Source organism: Snuella lapsa, from assembly GCF_039539345.1.
In the GTDB taxonomy this organism is placed as follows: Bacteria; Bacteroidota; Bacteroidia; order Flavobacteriales; family Flavobacteriaceae; genus Snuella; species Snuella lapsa.
Genome location: NZ_BAABCY010000032.1, coordinates 58306 through 83344 on the forward strand (window position 1 = coordinate 58306; position 25039 = coordinate 83344).

Genomic DNA, 25039 nt, shown 5'->3' on the forward strand with positions numbered 1-25039 from the left:
AGATTCTTCGCCACGCTCCGTTCTAAATGACAGCATGCAAATTATTACTAATAATGGATACTCATAAAAACATATAAATACCCTAATACTATAAACAATGAAAAGTAGCTTTGAGACCATTATAAATTCCAACCAACCAGTTCTCATAGACTTCTTTGCAGACTGGTGCGAGCCTTGTAAAATGCTAGCCCCTATTTTAAAACAGGTAAAAGATGAATTAGGCACCTCTGTAAAGATCATTAAAATTGATGTTGACAAAAACCAAGCCTTGGCCACCAAATATCAGGTACGTGGTGTCCCCACCATGCTATTATTTAAAAATGGCCAACAACTTTGGAGGCAATCGGGCGTACTTCAAAAAAATGATATTATAGCAATTATAAGATCTCATTCATAAACAAAAGCACAGCTCTATGATAAAGCGAACAGTACTTATAAGTATGCTTCTTACTTTTGTTTCCTGCAATACCAGTGTGGATAAAATACTTCCTAAGGAAACGACATTAACCGAATCTGTATACGCCTCCGCTACTATACAGCCGGACAGTCTGTACCAAATCTACGCTGTTGTTTCGGGTATTCTGGACAAGAACCTAGCAGAAGAAGGCACAGTAGTTTCTAAAGACGAAGCTATCATTCAAATCATTAATAACACTCCTAAACTAAACACAGAAAACGCCAGATTAGCATTACAGTTGGCCAGGGAAAATTACAACGGTAAAGATGCTGTTTTACGCAGTATACAAGATGATATGGCCGCAGCTCAACTGAAGCACAATAACGATTCCATTAACTACTTTCGACAAGCAACCCTATGGCAGCAAAACATCGGATCGAAAGCAGAGTATGACAATAAAAAGCTAAATTATGAACTCTCTACAAACACTCTAAAAGCTATTGAAAACAAATACAACCGAACAAAAAATGAATTGCTAACAGCCTTAAAACAAGCGGAAAACAATTATCGAACAACATTAATAACCACCAACGACTTTACTATAAAAAGTAAAATAAAAGGCAAAGTATACGCCCTATATAAAGAACCAGGTGAACTTGTTAATACCATGGAACCATTAGGCGCCATAGGTAGCACAAACAACTTTGTCATTGAAATGTTGGTTGACGAAGTAGATATTGTACGCGTTTCTGCAAACCAAGAAGCAATTATAAGTTTAGATGCTTATCCTAACGAAACATTTACTGCAAGCGTTTCAAAAATATATCCGAAAAAGGATATACGTAACCAAACCTTTAAAGTAGAGGCCATTTTCGATAATGCTCCTAAGGTTGTTTATCCAGGGCTTTCTGGTGAAGCTAACATCATTATTGAAAAAAAAGACAAGGTTCTTACCATTCCCAAAACATACCTGATTGACAACAATAAAGTTGAAACAGACTATGGTTTGGTAACCATAACCACTGGTGCACAAAATCTAGAATTTATAGAGATAAGCTCCGGCATAACTAAAGACACCTACATATATAAACCCAAACAATGACTAACTGGAAAGTTACATTAAACATTGCAAAAACGCACTTGCTCACAAAAATAAAGCAAACTGCAACCGCTGCCCTTGGTGTTACTTTTGGCATTGGTGCTTACATTACATTGGTTTGTTTTATGACTGGACTTAACAAAATGTTAGATGATCTTATACTAAACCAAACCCCACACATCCATATCTACAACGAAATTGAACCTTCAAAAGAGCAACCCATCGAGCAATACGAGGCCTTTAAAAACAGTTTTAATATAATACACTCGGTAAAACCAAAACTAATTCAGAAAAAAATACACAATGCCCTACCCATTATACATTATTTAAATAAAGACACAAACGTACGGGGTGCCCTACCTCAAATTAAAACACAAATATTCTATATAGCTGGATCCATAGAACTAGGGGGTAATCTCAATGGCATAAACGTCTTGGATGAAACCAGGTTATTCAATTTTAAAGATTATATTGTACAGGGATCTCCCGAAATGCTTTACAACAACGACAATGGTATACTACTAGGTGCAGGCATTGCAAAAAAGATGTCTTTATCGGTAGGCGACCGCGTACAGGTAAGCACTATTAAAGGAGACATATTCCCTCTTAAAATAATTGGCCTCTATCAAAGTGGGATAGCAGATATTGATGCTATACAAAGTTTTGCAAACCTAAAAACGGTACAACGTATTTTAGGTGAACCCGAAAATTACATTACCGATATAAATGTAAAACTTTATGATATCGACAAAGCTGAAACCTTGTCCAAAAACATTGAGCAGCAATTCCAACTTAAAGCCATAGACATTAAAACAGCCAACGCCCAGTTTGAAACAGGTTCCTCTATAAGAAACCTGATAACCTATGCGGTTTCTATTACTTTGCTTATCGTTGCGGGCTTTGGCATCTATAATATTTTAAACATGCTCATTTATGAAAAAATGAACGACATTGCCATATTAAAGGCTACTGGTTTTTCTGGCAAAGACGTCCAACACATCTTTATGAGTCAAGCCATGATCATTGGCCTTGTCGGAGGCGTCCTGGGACTACTTATTGGACTTATATTAGTTAACATCATTGATAATATTCCATTTAATACGGAAGCACTTCCAACCATAAAAACATTTCCGGTTAATTTAAAACCGGTATTTTTTCTCATTGGATTTGTATTTGCCATGCTATCTACCTTCTTAGCAGGATATTTACCTGCCAAAAAAGCAAAGAAAATAGATCCCGTAAAAATTATAAGAGGTCAGTAATGAGTACTATTTTAGAAGCCAAGCATATTAACAAATACTTTAGGAAACCCGTATCTTTTCATGTGCTTAAAGACATAAGCTTTAAAATTAACAAAGGAGAGTTTACTTCCATCATGGGTAAATCGGGTTGTGGCAAATCGACGCTACTTTATATTCTTTCTACAATGGACACCGAATACGATGGGGAACTTTTATTAAATAATCGCTTAATTACGGGACAATCCAGAGACCACCTCTCATACATTAGAAACAAACATATTGGATTTGTCTTTCAATTCCATTACCTTTTATCAGAATTCTCGGTATTGGAGAACGTTATGTTACCTGCTAAAAAATTAGGAGAACGATCTTATCAAGAAATTGAACATGATGCCTTTAACAAACTTAAAATGCTCAATATAGAACACTTGGCAAAAAAGAAGGCATCTCGTGTTTCGGGAGGAGAGAAGCAACGCATTGCCATTGCCAGAGCACTTATTAATAACCCTTCCATTATTATGGGGGATGAGCCTACTGGAAATTTAGATAGTTATAATTCTGAAAACGTATTCAATATCTTTAAACAGTTGAGTGAAGAACAGGGCTTATCATTACTTATCGTTACACACGATGAGGATTTTGCTAATAGAACCCATAGGATCATTACTATGGAAGATGGCCGGATCCTGCGTTAAAGGCTTCTTTTTTAATTAAAGCGATCCGACATATGATTGATATTTATCATTTATGCTTTAAATAAATTAACCTACTTTTAAATAGTATCGATGCGTTAACCTTAAAAAAACACATCTATGGCATTTATAGATTACTATAAAATATTAGGTATTTCAAAAAATGCTACCGAAGCCGACATTAAAAAAGCCTATCGGAAATTAGCCCGTAAATACCATCCGGACCTCAATCCAAATGATAAAGCGGCCGAAAAAAAGTTTAAAGAGATTAACGAAGCCAATGAAGTTCTGAGCAACCCGGAAAACAGGAAAAAGTATGATGCTTACGGCGAGCATTGGCAACATGCCGAGGCCTACGAAGCCGCCAAACAGCAACAGCAAAAACAAAGGCAGGGGCAGGGACAACAAACATACTATCAAGGTTCCGGTGATTTCTCAGAAAACGATTTTTCAGAATTCTTTGAAAACATGTTTGGTCATGCCAGAGACCCAAGATCTGGTAGTAGTGTAAAATTTAGGGGACAAGATTTCAATGCCGAATTGCAACTCGACCTAAAAGATGTTTATTCAACCCATAAACGCACCTTAACGGTAAACAATAAAAACATTCGTATTACCATTCCAGCTGGGGTAGAAAATGGACAAGTTATAAAAATTAAAGGTCATGGAGGAAAAGGCCTAAATGGTGGCCCAAACGGTGATCTGTACATCCAGTTTGCCATCACTAATACCTCAAAATTTAAAAGAGATCGGGACAACCTGTATACCACAGTCGATCTGGATCTATATAAAGCCATATTAGGAGGAGAACTTATGGTAAACACCTTTGATGGCAAAGTAAAACTCAACATCAAACCAGAAACTAAAAATGGCGCACAAATTAAACTTAAAGGTAAAGGCTTTCCCAAATATAAAAAAGAGGGACAGTTTGGTGATCTATACATCACATTCACCATAAAATTACCTGAAAAACTTAATGAAAAGGAAAAGACATTATTTAAAGAATTATCAAAACTCAGATAATCATGGACACTCAAAACTTAATTTCCATACAACAATTTTGTTTGCATTACAACGTCCCGAAAAAGTTTATTAGTGCATTGCAAGACTACGATTTAATTGAAATTATTATCGTTAAAGAAGAGCATTACATACATCTTACCCAAATAAACGAAGTTGAAAAAATGATGCGCTTGCATTATGATCTGGATATCAATTTTGCTGGTATTGATGCTATTTATAACCTGTTAAAACAGGTCGATGCCCTAAAGCAAGAAATTAACACCCTTCATAATAAGTTACGACTCTACGAAGATTTTTAAACTATTTAGAATGAACGATTTAGAACAAATAAGGCAATGGATAGCAACACACTCGCTACTATGGAATATCTTTAAATTTATAAGTTTAGCCGTAATTATTCTGGTGCTGATTAAGTTTTCCAGAAAACAATTAAAGAAAAACATTCCAGATACAGCTTTACGTTATAAATCCCAGAAAGGCATCGAAATATTGGGATACATCCTGCTTATCACGCTATCCGTGGTATATTTTACGGGATCGATTAAAGATTTCACGTTACTTCTGGGTTTGGTTACTGCGGGTATGGCCTTTACGCTCCAGGAGCTCATTCTTAGTATAGCCGGCTCCTTATACATTTTCCTGGTGAAAGTCTACAAACCCGGAGACAGGATTGAAATTAACGGCATTAAGGGAGATGTTATCGATGTAGATAGTATTTATACGACCATGATGGAAATAGGACAATGGGTTAGCAGCGATAATTATAGTGGTCGTATTGTAAAACTGAGCAATGCCTTTGTCTTTAAAGGTCCTATTTATAACTATTCGCAAGATTTTCCATTTATTTGGGATGAACTAAACCTACCTATTCGGTACGGTTCAGATATCGAACAGGCAAAATCAATAATTATTAAAATTGCAATTGATATCCTTTCAGATTATACTTCTAAATCGAAAGCACAATGGAAAGAGGTTGTTAATAAATTCTATATTGAAGATGCTCAAGTAGATCCAACTCTTGCCATCACACTAAATGATAACTGGATTCAATTTAACTTAAGATACATTGTTGACTTCAAAAAAAGACGGTTTACAAAACATCTTTTACACGACACTATTAGAAATGCCATCAAACAAACAAATGGCAGTGTACAATTAGCGTCCTCTACCTTAGAACTCATCAAAATACCAAAATTAGAAATAGACGTAAAGGGCAAAAATTCCACTTAAACATGCTTACCTTCAAAAACTTTAATATAGCCGATTGGTTTTCTTTTTACCGCATAGTAGCTGCACCATTTTTATTACTATTTATTTGGTTTGAGCTGCGATTAATCTTCTCTTGGTTTTTATTAATAAGCTATACAACCGATGCCATTGATGGGTATTTAGCTCGAAAACTTAATATATGCAGTCCCAGAGGCTCTCAACTGGACTCATTTGGCGATCAAATTACTTTAATTATTGGACTTGTGGGCTTGCTTTATTTTGAAACAGGTTTTATTAAAACCAACTATACCATTATTCTTATTGCTTTTGTACCCTATATTATACAAATGTTAATTGCATACGCTAAATATGGCAAAGCCACTGCTTTTCACACCTATTTAGCAAAACTATCGGCTATTATACAAAGTGTCTTTATTTTATATGCATTGTTCTTTACTCCAGAATACATCCTATTCTATCTTATGATTGGTATAGGACTTCTGGAAACATTTGAAGAAATCATGCTTATTTTTATGTATAAAGATTGGGCCTCGGATGTAAAAGGGATTTATTGGGCCATCAAAAACAAACACCAACAAAAATCACACTAAAATTTTCTTAACGGCTTGTACTTCATTCGGTTCGTTTACGTTCTCTTTCCATCTTTTTAAAATACCGACGTGTTAAAAAACTATGTTTCAATGCTTCCATATTTTCGTTAAACTTATTAGTGCCTTCATTAATATTTTTAATAGAAGTCTCTAAATCCCTAACAAACACCGAATCGTTGAGTAGGAAATTAATCGCGCCATCACCCGATCTAAAGTCAACCAATGTTGCATTTAGATTGGTTATCACTGCTTTTATATCCTCACTGGAAGTCTCTAAATTTGAAATAGTACGTCGAATCGTATTGGCTTCTATCGTATCATTCAATAAAACACCTGCAACACTATTCCTAAAGTCTATGCTTGTAATTATCGAATCGGCATGTTGCACAGTCCTATGCGCTTCTACGCTAACCCTTTTTAAGTTATTAATGGCTTCCTTTACATTATTGGCTGTTACTGTATCGTTTATAAGCATGCCTATGGTTCCTTTTCCATTTGTAATGGCATTAGTAATCTCTAATAACTTGGCTGTTAACAGCGCGGCATTTTCGTTGGTAACATTTAAAGTATTAAGCATTTCACCAGTGCCTATCTTGGTATACGATTCAATATAGTCTCCTTCTGATATTGGAGCGCCATCACCATTACCGGGAATAATATTGACCAACATATTACCAACCAACCCATCAGAACCTATTGTAGCAATTGCATCTTTTTTTATGTGCTGTTTCATCTTTTCTTCAATAAGCATATCTACACGAATGGTAGAATCGTTAAGCATGACAATTGTTTTTACCGTACCCACATTAATACCTGAATAACGTACATTATTACCCTGCATGAGCCCGTTAACATTATTAAAATTAGCACTGATGCCAAAATTTTTAGCAAACATGTTTTGGCGCTCTCCAATTAAATAAATAGCAACTATAAAAAGAGACAGTCCTATAATCACAAAGACGCCAAGTCTTAATTTTTCGTTAGCTGTTTTTTTCATTGGTTTCTTATATTAATTAATCATTTAAAAAATGCCTGTATTTTTTCATCATCCGATGCTGCCAATTCTTCAAAAGTTCCCTGTGCATAATCAACCCCATCCACAAGTAAAACAATACGTTCAGATACAACACGAGCACAATCGATGTCATGTGTAATAATAAGTGATGATGTTTGATATTGACGTTGCACCCGTCGCATAAGCTCTACGATCTCTTTAGCGGTTATTGGATCCAAACCACTGGTAGGCTCGTCGTACAGGATAATTTTGGGTCTCAAAATTAGTGCTCGTGCCAAGGCTACGCGACGTTGCATTCCGCCAGAAAGCTCTGCTGGCATTAAATCTATTGTGCTTAACAAGCCTACATTTTCAAGAGCTTCCTCTACAAGTTGATCGGTATCACCAATAACGCCTAGCTTGCGTTTATGTCGCCTTAAAGGAAATTCCAAATTCTCCCTTACCGTCATGGAATCGTACAAAGCACTACCCTGAAATAAAAACCCTATTTCAGTACGCAATTCGTCCAGATCCTTTCGATTAAGTGTTGTAATATCTTTATCCATTATTTTAATACTCCCAGAATCGGGTTGCATCAACCCCACCAAACATTTAATCATAACCGATTTACCTGAACCAGACTTACCCATTATAACTAGGTTTTCGCCTTCAAAAAGTTCCAGGTTGAACCCATTTAAAACATCTTTTGATCCGAATCTCTTCTTTAGATCTCTAATTTCGAACATACGTTTCCTCGTTAGTACATCCTCAACTCTGCTTTGTATGTCTTCCAATCGGCTCATCAGTTTTAAATTTCAAAAAATATATCGGTTACAAAAACCGCAATAAAGTCGATAATAAATAACAACATGGATGAAAAAACAACAGCTGAATTAGCTGCTAAACCAACACCTACAGTACCTTTTTCGCAGTAATATCCCTTAAAACACCCAACCAACCCTATAGCAAAACCAAAAAAGTAGGTTTTAACTGTTGCTGGAATAATGTCGCTGAACTGTAAAGCATCAAACACCTTATTAAAATATAATAGAAAGGATACATCGCCTTTTGCATTTTCAATAATGTAAGAGCCATATAGGGCAATAGCATCTCCTAAAATGACTAAAATGGGGAGCATGAATGTAGCTGCCAAAATTCGTGTAACCACCAAATATTTAAAAGGGTTAGTGCCCGAAACTTCCATGGCATCAATTTGTTCGGTAACACGCATAGAGCCTAGCTCGGCTCCTATACCAGAAGCAATACGTCCAGCAAAAGTTAAAGCTATAATTACCGGTCCAATTTCCCTAATTATAGAAATACTCACCATAGAAGGCATCCAGGATTCGGCTCCAAACTCCTCTAAGGTAGGTCTCGTTTGTAACGTTATTACCAAACCTATTATAAAACCAGTAACACCTACCAGTAAAAGCGAACGATTCCCAATATTATAACACTGCCTTAAAAGCTCTTTAAACTCAAATGGCTTTGTAAATACTTCTTTAAAAAACCGACGCATAAAATATGTAAGCTCGCCAATTTCTATGAAAAACGACACTATTTTGTTCGATCTTATCATAAAAATACTGGTTGTGATAACTAAAAGTATTACAAGAAAACTTTATACGAAATGATTAAAGTCATCTAGCATTAGTATTAATTACCAAGAATACTCTTACTAAAGATACAAAGAGTTTTTTACTTATGGTAAAAACAAAAAAGCGCACATTTTAAATGTACGCTCTTTTGTAAAAACCGCAGCCCTTAAGAATCCTATAGTGGCTTTATAATGTAAGTGTATTTTAGGTCTTGAGGTTGAATCTGGTATTCCTTATGCGCCATATGACCCCAACTGTTATCGCCTCCTACACCCATCTGCTTGGCATCGATATTGATATTTACCAAATCACGCTTTTTAATGTCGATGGTATGACGCTGTTGCTTGCTCTCTCCGGCATCAAAATCGTCGTTATACTGATGGTGTGCGCTAAAATTAAACAGATCAACACCTAACACTTCTATACCATGACCTTCATTATTTGTAAAAGACACCCAGCGTACATCGGTTCTGTTTCCATTTTCCTGTGGACGGATATATGGGAAATACAAATCTGAAACGGAAGCCTCATATTCTCCCACTAAAGCAGCCGTATAACGGTCCTGATAATTCTCAAACGGCCCTCTACCAAACCACTTCACTTTCTTGTATTCGTTCTTAATTATAAATGTATTGCCAAACTTTGGAAGCACAGGCAGATCGGATGCCACACCCGATAAACTGGTTTCTACTTGCAAGGCACCGGAGGTATCGATCGTATAATTAATAGTCACCTCTCCTTTTACTGCCGGTAATTCGTATTTGGTCTGTACCTTAACGGTATTATTGGAAGCTGACTTTGCATCTATAGCTATCAACTTCTGCTCTTTGGTTGCTGCTTTCCATACCCCTAATTTCTTAGGCATTCTATAACCAAAATCATTATCGGTGGGGGCTCTCCAAAAATTAGCTTGTATGCCTTCAAGAAGTATATTGCCATTACCATAATCTATGGAGCTAAGGACTCCTGAAACTTTATCAAAAGCAATACTAAAGCCTGTTCCTGATATGGTAACTGTATTATTTTCTGTATTTAACTGTATTGGGGTTCCTCCCTCTTGTAATGCCACATCGGTCTTAGGCTTAGCCAACTCAAATTGTTCGTAAGCTGCTACGTGACCCTGAGGCACTAAATCGGTAGCCGTTTTGGTTTTTGCATAAACATTTAAATGGTATTCGGCATTCTTGTTTTGCAATGCCGGTAAATCTACTTTAACTTTCTTCGATGCATAGGACTCTATATCTAAAGTTGGTAAATCTCCTGATGCTTTCTCTACCCCATTTTCCAATAGTTTCCATGAAAAATCAAAGACATTAAGATTTGTAAAATCGTAAATATTCTTTATTTCTAGTTCTCCAGCCTTTAGGTTTGATGGTTTAAACTTAATGTACTGGTACACTTTTTTAACCTCATAAAGTGATGGGTGCGGGGTTCTGTCGGGATTTACAATACCGTTCAAACAGAAATTCTTATCATTCTGAAAATCAAACCCTCCCAGGTCACCACCATAGGCCCAATACTTCTCTCCATTTTCGTTCTCGGTAAGAAGGCCTTGGTCTACCCAGTCCCAGATAAAGCCTCCCTGCATAATATCGTAAGCTTCGATAACATCCCAATAGTCTTGTAAGTTCCCAACACTATTTCCCATGGCATGGGCATATTCACACGGAATTAAAGGTCGGGTATTCTCTCTTTCGGCATAGCTGATCATATGCTCAATAGTCCAATACATTGGAGGTGTAATATCTGTATTTTCATAGTTTAAAGCCCCTTCGTATTGGGTGGGCCTGGTGTTATCCTGTTCCTTAAGCCATTTATAGGTAGCAAAGAAGTTCTGACCGTTACCGGCCTCGTTCCCTAGCGACCAGGTAACAATACAGGGATGATTCTTATCACGCTGATACATTCTTACGGTTCTGTCCATATGCATGGCCTCCCATTGTGGTAAGTACGCAGGATGCTTTTTTTGCGCTTCCAGATTATTGTCCAATCCCTGGTTTGTAGCTCCCATACCATGGGTTTCAATATTGGCCTCATCGATCACATAGAAACCATAGGTATCACATAACCTGTAGAAAAACGGGTTCTTAGGGTAATGACTGCAACGAATGGCATTCAGGTTATTTTGTTTCATCACTTCCAGGTCTTTCATAGTTAGGGCTTCGGTAACTACATGACCTTCGGTATCACTGTGATCGTGTAAATTGGCACCTTTTATCAGAACAGCCTTTCCATTAACCAAAAACTGACTGTTTTTAATGGTGATGTTTCGGAAACCTACTTTAACGGCTGTAGATTCTCCGTTTACGGTGAGCAACAAAGTATACAGGTTAGGATGCTCCGCATTCCACGTTTTAACATCTGGTATATTTTTAGCAAAATTAACGGTATTGCTTCCTGGTTTTAATGCAATTGTTTTGGTCTCTGCATAGACCTCTTGAGTCCCGTCCAGTAGTTTCACATCTATATCCTTCTCTACAGCTACCTCGGTGTTATTATTTATTTTTAGGGATGCATTAAACACACCATCCCTAAAATCATTAGTCAAATCGGCAATTACTTTAAAATCTCTTAGAGTCACTTTATTGGCTGCATACACATAAACGTCACGCTCAATACCACTCAATCTCCAAAAATCCTGATCCTCCATGTAACTCGCATCAGACCAACGCATCACCTGGACGGCGACATCGTTAGTTCCCGGTTTAACAAATGCGGTTATATTAAATTCGGCTGCCGTTTTACCGCCTTCATTATACCCTACCTGCTGACCGTTTACCCAAATATACATGGCACCGCTTACACCAGCAAAATGCAAATAAATATCTTTACCATTCCAGTTTTCAGGGATTTCAAAATTACGCTTATAACTTCCGTTATTGTTCATGTTATGCGGAATATAGGGCGGATTGGCTGGGAACATGTACTTTACGTTAGTATAAAAGGGAATACCATAACCTTTTATCTCCCAGTTGGAAGGTACATCAATCGTATCCCAACCTTCTAGATTAAAATCGGTTTTATAAAAATCAACCGGTCTTGCCTGAACACTATCGGCATAATAAAAATGCCAGGTGCCATTTAAACTCTTATACCGAGGAGAATTGTTCCAAGATGCATTACCTAACGCCGATTGGGTATCGCTATATCTGTAAAACGAAGCTGTTGGGGCTTCCCTGTTAATTTGAAAAATTTCCGGATTTTCCCATTCTGGATTTTCCCAGTTTCCTGCGGTGTAAATCGGTTTTGTAATATCCTTTTCTTTACATGAAAACAATGATATTAATACTAAAAGTATACATGCATTTTTTAACTTCATTATTAGAGCTCGTTTAATGTTGTTTTATGATTTTACTCCCAAATATACATTATCGCTTATGTTTTAAGAAGTTATCTCCATCAAAACAGGTTCTGCCAAACTGATTTTTAAGGAAAATAAATTTTTCTGTTACAATCGCCACAAGTTTTCTAAAAAAACATGCGCTATTCTAATCATTTTTCAATACCAGTACCTACCAGTTGTTTTTTTATAATCTTTTAACGACTTGGAGATGTCTCACCTATGACATCGTTATTTTTTGACGCCCCATTGTTTATTAGGGGTTGATCCCATACGAAACTCCAGTTTACCACCATTTACAATATCTTTAAACTTTATTTGAAAGTGGTTTAATTTTTTTCCGTTTAATTGAGCGGATTGGATATATATATTTTCTTTAGAATTGTTTTTAGCTTCAATCACGAAGGGCTTTCCTTTATAAAAATCATTATCCAAGTGAATCGTTATTTTTTCGAATAGGGGACTACTAATGTCTATTATTGGTTCGGCTTCACCGCCGCCGTTCATTTCAAAAAATCCCATCGAACTCATAACAAACCAAGCGCCCATTTGCCCTTCATCTTCATCTCCCTCCCAACCGTGGTAGGGTGTAGATCCGTAATAGGTTTCCATAATATCCCTGGTATATTTTTGGGTCAGCCAAGGTTTTCCAGAATAATTGAATAGCCAGGCAGCTTGCATGTTCACCTGGTTACCCTGATTTATATAATATTCGGACTTTTGCCCTCCTGTTCTGTCCAGCGCATGTGCTGCATATTTATGTGCTTTAGAGGCTTCGAAACCATGTTCCAATCGGTCATTAAACAAGTCTTTTCCAACCATGTTAACCACACTGAAAATGTCATGTGGCACATACAAAGTATACTGCCAGCCATTGCCTTCTATCAGGTTATCATTATCGAAAGGATTGTAATCTTCTTTCCATTTACCCTGACTGTCTTTTGGCACTATATATTTAAGCTCTGGATGAAAATTATTTTTGTAACTCTCCGAGCGCTTTAAGAAATATTTATAATCCTTTTTATTTCCAATAGCTTTTGCCATTTGTGCCACACACCAATCATCGAAAGCATAATCCAACGTTTTATTGGTCACGCCTAAATCTCTTGGCATATACCCATATTTAATATAGGTATCCAAGGCTACATTACCTACCGACCCACCGCAATCATAACGGCTGCCCTGAACCGTCACATTCTTTTTCATGGCGGCATACAATTTTTCGGGATTTTCAGTATAGATGCCTTTTTGGTAAGCACTCAACATAAGTGCCATTTCATGGGATCCTTCCATAATTCCGGAATACTCCAAACCTGTAGGGCCTTTACCTGTCCAACCAGTTTTTTCGAATAGCTCCAGTTGGGTCAATACCCAATTTTTCATAATATCCGGCGATACCATTGATAGCAATCCATTGAGATTCCAAAACGAATTCCAAAAGGCATCCCCTCCATAAATGTCAACGCCTTTTGGAAGTTGTTGTACATTTTCGCAAGGATCCACATATTTTCCATTTACATCGTTCCATGTTTGTTTGGCTGCATACACACGATACAAATTGGTATAAAACTTTCTTTTATCTTCTTCGGCACCGCCTTCTACTTTAATTGTAGATAGCCGCTTGTTCCATACATCGCGTGCATTTTTTTTCACTGCTTCAATATCCCATCCAAAAGGTTCCATCTCCGTTTTTAAATTCAACCGGGCCTGTTCGACACTAACCAGTGAGATTCCAGAACGCACATAAACCTGCTCTCCTTCCTTCGTGGAATACTTTACAAATGCACCGACATTTCCTTTACCTGTTACTTCATTATTATTACGTTTTAGTTTTGAATCTACCCATGTATTCATACTTTGAAAGGGTTTGTTAAATTGAAGCACAAAACATAATTTATAATCATTAAAGCCACCTGTATGCGACATGGCATAGCCTTCAATTTCTGTATCTGAAACTTTCGTTATTTTGGCATCACTTATATTAAAATTGTATTCAACGGGAAACAACAAATCGATTAATATTCTGGACTCTTTTTTTTCGGGAAAGGTATAACGTTGTAATCCACACCTAGTGGTTACCGCCATTTCTGCCCGTACATCATGATCGTACAAATAGACCGAATAGTATCCCGGAGAAGCCTTTTCAGAATCCTTTAAAATACGTGAATGCGGACCTGCCCCAGCGCCTTTGTAAGGTGAATCGGTGGGCTCGTCGGTAAACGCCAAGTCTGCCGTGGTGGGCATGATACGTAAACCTGCCATGGTCCATGCATGTAGGTGACTAAAACCATCCACACTGTTTATGGCATATTCATAGCCTGCCATCCAGTTATATCCCTGATTGGCGCCCTGGTTATCTGGCCCCAATTGTATCATTCCAAATGGCATAGTCGCATAAGGCCCCAACATCCACCGAGAATTGGAAGTTCCCATAAACACATCGACATAGTCTACTGGTGTTTTATGGGTTTGCCCAAAAACTGAGAACCCAAAGATGAGTGCTATAAAAAATGGTAGTCTGAAGTTTATATTCATTAGTTAATAGTTCTTGATGTTAATTTTATATATAAATTATTTAAATCTTAATATTTTCAATATCTCTATGAAGAAATTATTAATATTATGGTTGTAAACTTGCCCATTCTTTGAGCATTATAATTGATTTAGCTAATACCCCTGCCGACCCCTTAAAATCTGATGATCCTGCTGGTGTTCCATCGATTTTGTACCATTCGTAAAAACCATTGTTAATTAATACTCTATCTACCATAGGCCTCATAAGAACATAGGCTTCCTCAATAAAACCATTTTTTATCAATTGCTGTATCATTCTTCCACCAAACCAAGTCCAATCCCCTCCATTTTGGTATTCATATGGTGCGGATATACCCTTTCCTAAAACTTCGGACGGATAGGGAGGGTAAACAGTTAATCCAATAGAAGGCGCTCCTGAAAGCTTTACATTTTCTACCATGTGGTCAAGAACAGCCGCAATCTCTTTTTTGTTCAACATACTGGCTTCAATAGCTATAGCCGTACCTCCATGATAATGAATGGCATTTTCGTTAAAACTTTCTGGAAAGGGGGAACCTTTTATGTAAATGTGGGGAATAAATTTGTTGTTATTTTCATCCCACAAGTATTTTTTACAGTTTGCTTTGATACTCCTTAAAAGGTTTGTCCACCTTAATTTGTCCTTGGGATCGGAAGCCATTTTCTCCATATTGTCCAAAGCTATAGCTAACATTGCATTATCATAAATATCGATGCTACAATGGGTCAGCTCATCAATATCAACTACATCCCCTCCCTCTACTTGTACATCGCCCCAGTCGAAGGTGGTTGCTCCGGTGATCAAACCATACGTTTTAGAATACCTCTCCTCTAAAAGGCAATCAATAGACAGCTTTAATCGTTCATAGATAGTTTTCCCTACCACCTTTTCCTCTAAAATAGAACGGTCTCCAGTCTTTGTTATATATTTGAAAATAGCCTGAATTAGAGAAGTCTCCTGATCGGTTTCTACGGTATTCTTAAAACCAATATGGCCAGGAGCGGTCTTGGACTCATAAGTATTGGGGTCTCCCCATGTAAAAGCATCCCTTGGGACATAACCATCGAGAAGTTCTCCATTTTCTTGTTGGAAATGAAAGAACATGACCAAATTTTCACGGATAACGTCCACATCATATTCTTCGCACGACAATTCTATAAAAGTATTCAAATCGCGGGACCAAACCATTTGATAACCCGAGCCTGCATAAAAACCTTTTTTCATCAGTTTTCTTGCCAAGTTCTCCACCTTTTGCAACGATTGGTCGGAATTAATCTTTTTAACCAAATCTAAACTCTTGTCACGTAACGAGGCACAGGATATTACAAACACACACACCGCACACAAATACAAATATTTCATTTTAAAAAATTTAACAATATCATATTAATATCTTCAATTGAATCCTGAAACTTGAAAAAATAAGTTCTCATTTATAGCTACTATCATGTGCTTATAGACTTCACCCTTTCTATTTACACTCTTGATTCGCTAAAAACATTCTTATGAAGAGTAATTAATTTGTAATTTTTAAAAGCTGTAAATAATCGTTATTCTTGGCAAAAAGAATACCTGTTTCACCATTTGCCAATCGCATTTTTTTTGCAGCTTTTACCTCTCCTTTTACCATCAATCCACTTTCATAAGGCATTTGCGACTTAAAGTCTCCTTTACCATCTCCTAACAACAGACCACCGTAACTGGCATCTCCTCTTGGCGTCTCAACTTCCGAGCCATATAAATTACCCGCATACACGACATCGGAATGACCATCCTGGTTTATATCGTCTATAACCATGGTATTAATAGCTGCCAACTGTGCAAAACGATCCAAAGGTTTTAATTTGAACTGTCCGTTACCCAAGTTTTCCACATAGCAACTGGCAAAACTTTTTACCTGGTAATGGGTAGACTTTTCTAAATGTTCGGTAGAATAAATATCCTGTAAACTGGCTGTGGCAAACGAATGGTAATCTTTAAACTTAACCTTAATGGCCGGTATTTGCTGTGAGGAACATTCCCTGCCACGCACGGGCACTTGAATACCTTTACTTATGTAACTTAATACGATGTCTTTTTTACCATTGTTATCATAATCGTAAGTGTACAAACTAAATGGTGAATCGGGTTTTGCCTGATATTTATAGTTCTTACCCAAATTACCCATGATAAAATCCTGATCGCCATCGTTATCAAAATCAAAACTTTGCATTCCAAACCACCAACCAGTTGTATCTGAAAAGCCGGCTGCTTCACTGTTGTTTACAAACCTACCATTTTCATTTTTTAAATAGGTAATGCCCATCCATTCTCCTATAATGATCAAATCCTTATGGCTATCACCGTCCATATCTAGCCATTCAGCCTGCGTTACCATTCCCAGATTTAATAAATCGGGGGCTACAGTTGCGGTTACATCTATAAACTTCACTTCTGTGGAAGTGCTTTCATTTTTTAAAATGTAACTTTTGGGGGCTGTTGGGTAATTTCTTGGCGTTATTCTTCCTCCAACAAACAAATCCAAATCGCCATCATTATCATAGTCTGATGCAACTACCGTAGATCCACTTTCGGTCATTTCAGGTAAGGCCTCTGTAGATTTTTCAAAAATCCCATTCCCTTTATTAAGATAGAATCTGTCTTGGTAATAGGCATGCCCCTGTCTGTATTCGTTACCTCCGGAAACCACATAAAGGTCTAACAAACCATCGCCATTGGCATCGAAAAATGTAGCACCAACATCTTCTTGGTTCTTATCATTTTCCCATATTTCAGTTGCTGTTTCAGAGAAGGTTCTATCTGCATTTTGTCGGTACATTTTACCTGAGGCTCTGTTAGCGCCTCCAATATAAAAATCGTCCAACCCGTCGTCGTCTATATCGCCAACAGCCAAGGCGGGACCGTACTGTGAGGTTTTATGTGGTAATAATACCTGATAACGAAAATCATCGAACCAATTTTCTTCATGTTTATACTTTAATTGCGCTGTTTTGGTAATATCTTCAAAATAGGCCTTGGTGGGGTGCTTCGTTTTTTTAGGTTCAGCTAATAACGCATTGGAATAATTAACGCTAAGGGTCTGGTTTGATTTCACATTATGAAGAACCTCTTCCTTTCCATCCTGCCAAAGGACTCTAACCTTTTCTATGATTTCATTCTTTCCAACACCAAAATGCACGATCGGCTCCACCGACGATTGAAAACCCCTGGTTAGTGTCATTTCCTGAAACTGACTATGGGCACCATCTTCAATCCATATTTTGGTTCCCAATCCGAATGCATTCGCCTTAGGCCCTTCTAACTTTAATCTTAAATAATTATTCGATTGGTTTTTGCTTACCTTATTTTCATAGATGGTGCTTCTGTCATCCAGATTGTTTACCACCAAATCTAGATCGCCATCGTTGTCCAAATCGGCATAAGCAACCCCGTTAGAAAATCCTTTTAAATTAACACCCCAACTTTTGGATACATCCGAAAATGTTAAATCTCCGTTGTTTTTAAAGGCATAATTTTCAATTTTCTCAGAAGGTATCTTTTTGGTAAGATCTAGCGGGTTACCGTTTTCAAAATCTTTAACCTCATCACTTCTAAAATAGTCACTATTGTTAATATCTCTTCTTACGCCATTAGTTACGTACAAATCCTTGAACCCATCGTTATCAAAATCGGCAAATAACGCTCCCCAGCTCCAATCTGTTGAGGACACACCTGCTTGTCTTGCAATATCTCCAAAATGAGGCATCCCGACATCATCGATCCCCATATTTAACTGTAAGGTGTTTATAGAGTACTGATGGTGCATATCGTGGTTTACAATATTGTAAAACCGTTCTGGGTTCATACTGTCCATATTCTCTTTGGCACGTCTATAACTTTTGGGCATCATGTCTACCTGGTACAAATCCAATAGACCATCGTTATTAAAATCGGCGACGTCTGATCCCATACCAAAATAAGAGGTATGGTTTGTCAGGTTCAGGTTCTGGTCTGAAAACGTACCGTCCTGATTATTTATCAAAAAATAGTCTGGTGTACTAAAATCATTGGACACATATACATCGGGCCAACCATCTTGATTATAATCTCCAACGGAAACCCCTAAGGACAATCCATATTTATCCAAACCTGATTGTCTTGTTACATCTGTAAATTTACCTATCCCATCATTTCTGTACAATCGGTCACTTCTATGGTATGCTGCTTTATTACGATTGTTTAAAAACTCGGTTATACTGGTACGTGAATCGACAATTGGGTAGTTTATTACATACAGGTCCTGATCGCCATCCTTATCGTAATCGAAAAATACGGCCTGAGTACTATTTCCCATATCGGCCACACCATATTGTTCTGCTGCTTCTGTAAAGGTGGGAACTTCGCCTTCTTTTGCATCATTTATATACAACAAATTTTTTGTCGTGGCCCATTTTCCAGAAACACTTACATAAATATCCAACCAACCATCTTGATTGGCATCTCCCATCGTTACGCCCGTAACCCATCGATCATCCACGGCAACTTTTGCTTCTTCTGTGATATCTTTAAATTTTAAATTGCCTTGGTTTAAGTAGAGTTTATTCTCTACCATATTCCCGGTAAAATAGATATCCTGTAAGCCATCTTTATTTAAATCGCCAATGGCAACACCACCTCCCATATAGATATACATATAGTTGAAGTAGTTGATGGAATCATTCTCGGTAAGATTGTTTTCAAAAGAAACACCAGATTTGTCCACAGGCACTTCAACAAATATCTTCTCATTAACATTCTTAGTAATCTGTTTACAGCAAAAACAACTTATAGCTATAAAAAGCACTCCTATTTTTTTTAGCATTGCATTCATTTTAATTCTTTTTCTTATTCCTAACTAAAGCTATTTATCTAGGTTGTTTGTCAATTAATGATCACCGGAATATTATACCTTTTTATTATTTCAAATAAAGCAAAAGTCTATTTACTTGTATAAATACAAAAACCACAAACCTACCGTTAGGTAAGTTTGTGATCAAAAAGAAACTAAACAACTAAATTATTAACTCAAATTTAATTTCCATATCCTGGGTTCTGCTCTAAGGCATTATTACTCCTTTGAATTTCTTCTCTTGGAATAGGGAACAAATAATAATGATCCCCTGGCCATGCGTTTCTATCGTCTGCTTCAGTAATTTCTCCATAGGTATAGTGAAGTGTTCCTAATAAATCTCCCGGTTGTGCTCCTGTCCAATCCATAGTCACACTGGTTAATCCCCGGACTGTTTTGTCTACATACCCAGGGCCAGCTTTCCAACGCATCAAATCGTAAAAACGGGTATCTTCTAAGTGTAATTCTATCGCTCTCTCATTTCTATAATCTCTCACTAAATCCACTCCAGAACTAGTTATATCTGGCATGTTTACAGAAGCTCTTTGTCGTATTTTATTAATATACTCTCTTGCCAAGGCTTCATCTCCTAAAGCAATTTGACATTCAGCATAGTTTAAATAAAACTCAGCCAATCTCATATAGGGAGTTGCTTGTGCATAGTGATAATCAAAACTAGCACGTGGGCCTTCGAAGTCTAATAATTTCTTAAAAGTATACCCTGTTTGGACTCTCCAGTGAAATGGCGTTAATCCTTTTACCCAATAGGTTTTAGAGTCTCTACCAAAATCGAATAACTCCTGTCCATTAATAGGATCTACAGTATTTGGGTTTTGGTACGGTGGCGCATTATCGGCATTTGGATTGGCATCTTCCCAATATTCATACAACCTAACGGTACTTTTAGAACCATCATTAATGTTGACTGGACCTGCTCCTGGGTATAAAATATAACTATAATATCTTGGATCTCTATTAACATTTGGGTTTTGCGGATCGTATCCTGAAGCTGCATTTACTGTAACTCCATCATCCTCATACGGGTATTCTCCATTTGTTAACTGAAACATATTTACGAAATGCTGTGTAGGCATTAAACGTTGTCTCGCATCAAAACCACTTGGCCAAAAATCGTAATTATACCCCCAATCTGGAATACGATTTTCAGGTGTATAGTCCTTACCAAAGATAATTTCATTTGTTTTAATTGGACGTTTAAACAAATCTTCATGAGTATCATGCAAGGTATAACCCATATCGATGACTGCTTTGATTGCCGTTGCCGCTGCTTGCCATTTTGATTGATCGTTAGATGGGTTGTTTAAAGGGCTTGCCATATACAACAGCATTCTGGCTTTTAACGCCATAGCAGCTCCTTTACTTATTCTCCCAGGATCTGAACTCGCTCCATCAAGCAATTGAATTGCCATATCGCACTCGCTTAACACAAATTGCGCACATTCGTCATAAGTATTTCTTGTTATGTCAAAGGACTCATCATCCAACTGAAAACTAGTAGTAATTAACGGTACGCCTCCGTAGGTTCTAATAAGCTCAAAATACATCCATGCTCTTAGTGCATGTACTTGTCCTTTCATATGATCCAAATCTGTCGGATCTATTTCGGAACCTTCTACCTTTTCAAAAAAGATATTTGCCTTTCTTATATAATCGTACTCCTCTGCCCAAATATTTGTCAGGCTTGTAACGTTATCTGGACTTAACAACCCTTCCAAATAGTCTCTAAATCCTCCTGCTCTATTGTGTGTATCGGGAGCATAGGCTGCAATATCTGTTAATCCAATATAACCGCCTGTTCCTGGACTCCAGGGAGGCTTAATACCGTTATATATATTGTATACATACCCTTGAAGAAATACGGGATCATTAAATACATTCCCTTCTGACAATGTATCCAGTGGTTGCTTGTCTAAGATGTCTTCACTACAGGAATTTAATGTAGCTAACAATACAACAGTTAAAAGAGTATACACGCTCTTAACTATATTGCTTTTTATTATTCTATTCTTATTTTTCATTTGATTTGCCATATTTATTTTAAAAAGTAACATTAAGTCCCAACGTCATATTCTTCATATTTGGATAGCCCCCTCCATTTCCTAAAAGGAATTCTGGATCGCCTGCCCCATACTTTTCTAAACTATTGAAGATCATAAACAGGTTTTCTCCAGAAAAGTAGAGTCTTAAGTTTGTTAAGCCCACTCTGGAAATAACATCTTTAGGCAAGTTATACCCTAATTCTATCGATTTAAAACGTAACCAGTTAGATGTTCGATACCAAAAATCATTGTTTGCAGCTCCTGTTCCTGTTGCTCGAATTCGTGGCAATACAGCATTTGTATTGTCCAAATCGTAACTATTATTGGCTACATAAGCAAGACCATTTCCTGCGGCTCCGGAATTAAATCCATTACTTAAACGAAACTTAGCTCCGCTTTGGCCTTGAAATAGCATGGTTAAATCAAAATTCTTATAGTCTAAGCCTGCTGTTAAACCGAAGTTTGTCTTCGGAAATGCGCTTACAAAATTTCTATATCTATCGTTCCCATTAATTTCACCATCATCATTTAGATCGGCAAAAATCAGATCTCCTAAACCGGCTCCCGGATAATTTACATTGTTATCCAGATCGGCCTGGGTTCTGTAAATCCCAATTGCTTTATACATTAGTTCTGACCCCAAAGGCCTGCCTTCCAACTTCTGGTATTCTTCAGCCTGCGGTACTTCATCAAAATAAATGATCTTATTCTCGTTAAATGAGAAGTTTCCACTAAGCCTTAAATTAAACTCACCAAAATTCTGCTTATAACCTGCCTGTAATTCTATACCTTGGCTTTCCATTTCCCCAATGTTTTCATCAGGAAGGGATAAGCCTGTATAAGTTGGAATGGACGCTTGGCGCGCACCTAATATATCAGTGGTCTTTGACTTATAAATATCAACTTCAAAAGTTAGCTTATTCTTTAAAAACCCTAATTCCAAACCTATATCGGTAGTTTCTGTTACTTCCCAGGTAATATTAGGGTTTGGTGTTGTAGTTGCTGCTATACCACGTTGATCACTACCACTAACAACCCATCCACTGGCATAACCAAAGGCACCAATATACTGGAACGGATCTACCCTATCGTTACCCAATTGTCCCCATGAGGCTCTTATCTTAAAGTTGCTAAACGCATCCGGTATAAAACTTTCTTTACTAAGTGTCCATCCTGCTGAAACACCGGGGAAAAAGCCCCAACGCGTTTCTTTCGGGAATATTGGAGAGCCATCGTATCTAAAATTAAAGCCTAAAAAGTACTTTCCGTCAAAATCGTAACTTAACCGACCAAAATAGTTTTGTCTTGCATCTTCGGAAGCACCACCATAGGCACCCCAATTAGCACGATCTTGACTTCCCGCATTTAACTGATCTATTAAAGGCGAAGGATAACCTAAGCGTGAAGCCAGAAAATTATTAGTCTTGTACTCCATTTGCTCGAAAGCTACAAACGCATCGATGTTGTGAAGGTCATTGATTGTTGTTTTATACCCTAACTTTGTGTTGAAAGTAACCCTTAAACTTTGAGCAAAATCTTCAGTTAAACCAATATCTTCAACAGTTCTGGATGTTTTCTTTACAATATCTCCATCTGAATTTTTCTCGTAATAGTCCCAGACATAGTTAAACGATTTGTTATAGTTCATGGTTTTAATGATAGAAGCAAACCCTTGTAAAGACAATCCCTTTACAAAGGGCATATCATATTTATATTTAATGGTTCCACTAGCCACATCTGAGGTAAATTTTCTATAACCTGGGCTTAAAACTCTAGCTGCAGGGTTTAAATGCGACCAACCTTCACCTGGGTATCGATAATCTCCATCGATGTAAGCTTCTTGCAATGGACTCGTAAATGCTAAAGAACCTATTTCTCCTCCAGCTCCACCTTGAGGTGTTTGTGTAAACTTTTCCCTTAACGACAAATCCAGACCTACTTCAAAATTTTTAGTAACGGAAACATCTAAATTACTCCTTACATTGTATTGTCTTAACTTTGTTTTATTATCGCCACGAAGAATTCCTCCCTGCGAAGTGGTTCCTAAAGAGGCAAAATATCTTATTCTATCTGTACCTCCGCGCATTGTAAGCGAATGCCTTGATTGTTCCACAGGGCCATCGACCAAAGCATCCCACCAATTTTCTGCTCTACGCTCTCCATTTCTAAATGATGCGATTAATTCATCCGGGAAATCAGGTGTATCACCATCTAATACTCTACTCGCGTTAAGAACATCCATATAATCAAACGCATTGGCCGATCGTACTTTGACAGTAGGTGACTGAAACGACTGTGTTGTTGTAAGATTAAAAGTAGGTCTCCCTGTTTTTCCACGCTTGGTAGTTACTAAGATCACACCTCCAGCGGATTGTGCCCCATAAATAGCTGCAGAGGCATCCTTTAATACAGAAATCGACTCAATATCGTTAGGATCCAGTCGGTTAAGCCCATCAGGATCGGCATTGGCAACTCCATCTATAACAATTAATGCTGAGTTGTTACGATAGGTATTAAATCCTCGTACCAGAATTTGGGCATCGTCAAAACCAGGTGCTGAACTCCGTTGGTTGACATAAAGTCCAGCCATTTTTCCTGAAAGTGCATTTGACAAGGATACAGCTGTAGACTTTTTAACTTCATCTCCTGAAGCTTGTACAACTGCATTAGTTACTTCCGATTTTTTTTTGGTTCCATATCCAACAACAACCACTTGTTCCAGCTCTTGCTGATCTGTTTCCATCGTAATATTAATAGTTGTCCTTGAACCAACAACTTCCTCTTTTGTAGTATATCCTACATACGAAAACACCAATACACTATTGGCAGTCGTCAATTTTAATGTGTAGTTCCCATCAAAATCTGTAGAAGCTCCATTATTTGTGCCTTTTTCGAGCACGCTAACACCGGGTAAAGGCACCCCATTTTCATCGAGTACTTTCCCTGATACATTCTGTTGTATGGTAACACTTGGGATTACACTATCTGTTTGCCCTTCGAGATAAAAGTTTTTATCTCCTTTTGAAAGGTTATTATTGGTTGCCCATGCACTAACACACAGGAAACCTGAGAGAACAATCCCAAATAAACTGTGCTTGGAATAGCACTGGGGATTTAGTAATAGTTTACATTTCATAGTTTTAGCTTAATTATTAGTTAATATTGAATTGGTTTTTAAGGTTCGGACAATCCGTATCTGGCATCAACAATACCAGTCTTACATGTAATTTATTATCATATATTATGCAGTTCAGTTAAACAATTGTAAGAATGTATGAACATATTAAATGATTGTAAAAACAATCAAATTTGATTGCATTTGGAATCATTCTTTAATGTCCATATGTATATACA

The 25039-nt window shown here is 37.3% G+C and carries 17 protein-coding genes; 8 read left to right on the forward strand and 9 right to left on the reverse strand.

Annotated features, from left to right (window positions below):
* Positions 1–97 precede the first annotated feature (97 nt).
* The 8 genes from trxA to ABD792_RS05285 all read left to right on the forward strand — a co-directional run bounded on the left by trxA (position 98) and on the right by ABD792_RS05285 (position 6272).
* On the forward strand, positions 98–397 hold the full coding sequence (gene trxA, locus ABD792_RS05250; RefSeq protein WP_345004776.1) for a thioredoxin: 300 nt from the start codon (positions 98–100) through the stop codon (positions 395–397).
* A gap of 16 nt (positions 398–413) precedes the next feature.
* A complete protein-coding gene (locus ABD792_RS05255) occupies positions 414–1499 on the forward strand; it encodes an efflux RND transporter periplasmic adaptor subunit (protein ID WP_345004778.1) in 1086 nt (361 codons plus the stop codon).
* Entirely contained in the window at positions 1496–2758 is a 1263-nt protein-coding gene (locus ABD792_RS05260) for an ABC transporter permease (RefSeq protein WP_345004779.1), read from the forward strand. Before ABD792_RS05255 ends, ABD792_RS05260 begins: the two co-directional genes overlap by 4 nt.
* Entirely contained in the window at positions 2758–3432 is a 675-nt protein-coding gene (locus ABD792_RS05265) for an ABC transporter ATP-binding protein (RefSeq protein ID WP_345004780.1), read from the forward strand. Before ABD792_RS05260 ends, ABD792_RS05265 begins: the two co-directional genes overlap by 1 nt.
* 117 nt (positions 3433–3549) lie before the next feature.
* Positions 3550–4452, forward strand: coding sequence for a DnaJ C-terminal domain-containing protein (locus ABD792_RS05270; protein ID WP_345004781.1), 903 nt, complete (start codon positions 3550–3552; stop codon positions 4450–4452).
* Positions 4453–4454: 2 nt separating this feature from the next.
* A complete protein-coding gene (locus ABD792_RS05275) occupies positions 4455–4751 on the forward strand; it encodes a chaperone modulator CbpM (RefSeq protein WP_345004782.1) in 297 nt (98 codons plus the stop codon).
* 10 nt (positions 4752–4761) lie between these two features.
* Positions 4762–5682: a mechanosensitive ion channel family protein gene (locus ABD792_RS05280; RefSeq protein ID WP_345004783.1), complete on the forward strand. Its 921-nt coding sequence runs from the start codon at positions 4762–4764 to the stop codon at positions 5680–5682.
* Positions 5683–5684: 2 nt separating this feature from the next.
* A complete protein-coding gene (locus tag ABD792_RS05285; protein WP_345004784.1) occupies positions 5685–6272 on the forward strand; it encodes a CDP-alcohol phosphatidyltransferase family protein in 588 nt (195 codons plus the stop codon).
* Between the two features lie 22 nt (positions 6273–6294).
* Here the strand turns inward: ABD792_RS05285 and ABD792_RS05290 are convergent, their stop codons facing one another.
* From ABD792_RS05290 to ABD792_RS05330, 9 genes are all read right to left on the reverse strand, one after another.
* The gene (locus ABD792_RS05290; RefSeq protein WP_345004786.1) at positions 6295–7269 is read right to left on the reverse strand and encodes an MlaD family protein; all 975 of its coding nucleotides are present in this window, start codon (positions 7267–7269) and stop codon (positions 6295–6297) included.
* 20 nt (positions 7270–7289) lie between these two features.
* Positions 7290–8012 (reverse strand): ABC transporter ATP-binding protein, encoded by a 723-nt coding sequence (locus ABD792_RS05295; RefSeq protein WP_345004884.1) that lies wholly within the window; start codon positions 8010–8012, stop codon positions 7290–7292.
* Between the two features lie 62 nt (positions 8013–8074).
* A complete protein-coding gene (locus ABD792_RS05300) occupies positions 8075–8845 on the reverse strand; it encodes an MlaE family ABC transporter permease (protein ID WP_345004788.1) in 771 nt (256 codons plus the stop codon).
* A gap of 194 nt (positions 8846–9039) precedes the next feature.
* Complete coding sequence (gene lacZ / locus ABD792_RS05305; protein WP_345004789.1) at positions 9040–12183, reverse strand: beta-galactosidase, LacZ type; 3144 nt, start codon at positions 12181–12183, stop codon at positions 9040–9042.
* Between the two features lie 252 nt (positions 12184–12435).
* A complete protein-coding gene (locus ABD792_RS05310; protein ID WP_345004790.1) occupies positions 12436–14739 on the reverse strand; it encodes a GH92 family glycosyl hydrolase in 2304 nt (767 codons plus the stop codon).
* 85 nt (positions 14740–14824) lie between these two features.
* Positions 14825–16120: a GH36-type glycosyl hydrolase domain-containing protein gene (locus tag ABD792_RS05315; protein WP_345004791.1), complete on the reverse strand. Its 1296-nt coding sequence runs from the start codon at positions 16118–16120 to the stop codon at positions 14825–14827.
* Between the two features lie 154 nt (positions 16121–16274).
* The gene (locus ABD792_RS05320; protein ID WP_345004792.1) at positions 16275–19598 is read right to left on the reverse strand and encodes a VCBS repeat-containing protein; all 3324 of its coding nucleotides are present in this window, start codon (positions 19596–19598) and stop codon (positions 16275–16277) included.
* A 209-nt stretch (positions 19599–19807) separates the two neighbouring features.
* Positions 19808–21664, reverse strand: coding sequence for a RagB/SusD family nutrient uptake outer membrane protein (locus ABD792_RS05325; protein ID WP_345004793.1), 1857 nt, complete (start codon positions 21662–21664; stop codon positions 19808–19810).
* Positions 21665–21683: 19 nt separating this feature from the next.
* On the reverse strand, positions 21684–24821 hold the full coding sequence (locus ABD792_RS05330; RefSeq protein WP_345004794.1) for a SusC/RagA family TonB-linked outer membrane protein: 3138 nt from the start codon (positions 24819–24821) through the stop codon (positions 21684–21686).
* Positions 24822–25039 lie beyond the last annotated feature (218 nt).

Coding starts and splice junctions, on each gene's coding strand:
- ABD792_RS05315 (WP_345004791.1), bottom strand. CDS start 16,120: ATGAAATATTTGTATTTGTGTGCGGTGTGTGTGTTTGTAATATCCTGT.
- ABD792_RS05260 (WP_345004779.1), top strand. CDS start 1,496: ATGACTAACTGGAAAGTTACATTAAACATTGCAAAAACGCACTTGCTC.
- ABD792_RS05300 (WP_345004788.1), bottom strand. CDS start 8,845: ATGATAAGATCGAACAAAATAGTGTCGTTTTTCATAGAAATTGGCGAG.
- ABD792_RS05330 (WP_345004794.1), bottom strand. CDS start 24,821: ATGAAATGTAAACTATTACTAAATCCCCAGTGCTATTCCAAGCACAGT.
- trxA (WP_345004776.1), top strand. CDS start 98: ATGAAAAGTAGCTTTGAGACCATTATAAATTCCAACCAACCAGTTCTC.
- ABD792_RS05285 (WP_345004784.1), top strand. CDS start 5,685: ATGCTTACCTTCAAAAACTTTAATATAGCCGATTGGTTTTCTTTTTAC.
- ABD792_RS05280 (WP_345004783.1), top strand. CDS start 4,762: ATGAACGATTTAGAACAAATAAGGCAATGGATAGCAACACACTCGCTA.
- ABD792_RS05255 (WP_345004778.1), top strand. CDS start 414: ATGATAAAGCGAACAGTACTTATAAGTATGCTTCTTACTTTTGTTTCC.
- ABD792_RS05265 (WP_345004780.1), top strand. CDS start 2,758: ATGAGTACTATTTTAGAAGCCAAGCATATTAACAAATACTTTAGGAAA.
- ABD792_RS05310 (WP_345004790.1), bottom strand. CDS start 14,739: ATGAATATAAACTTCAGACTACCATTTTTTATAGCACTCATCTTTGGG.
- lacZ (WP_345004789.1), bottom strand. CDS start 12,183: ATGAAGTTAAAAAATGCATGTATACTTTTAGTATTAATATCATTGTTT.
- ABD792_RS05325 (WP_345004793.1), bottom strand. CDS start 21,664: ATGAAAAATAAGAATAGAATAATAAAAAGCAATATAGTTAAGAGCGTG.
- ABD792_RS05270 (WP_345004781.1), top strand. CDS start 3,550: ATGGCATTTATAGATTACTATAAAATATTAGGTATTTCAAAAAATGCT.
- ABD792_RS05275 (WP_345004782.1), top strand. CDS start 4,455: ATGGACACTCAAAACTTAATTTCCATACAACAATTTTGTTTGCATTAC.
- ABD792_RS05290 (WP_345004786.1), bottom strand. CDS start 7,269: ATGAAAAAAACAGCTAACGAAAAATTAAGACTTGGCGTCTTTGTGATT.
- ABD792_RS05320 (WP_345004792.1), bottom strand. CDS start 19,598: ATGCTAAAAAAAATAGGAGTGCTTTTTATAGCTATAAGTTGTTTTTGC.
- ABD792_RS05295 (WP_345004884.1), bottom strand. CDS start 8,012: ATGTTCGAAATTAGAGATCTAAAGAAGAGATTCGGATCAAAAGATGTT.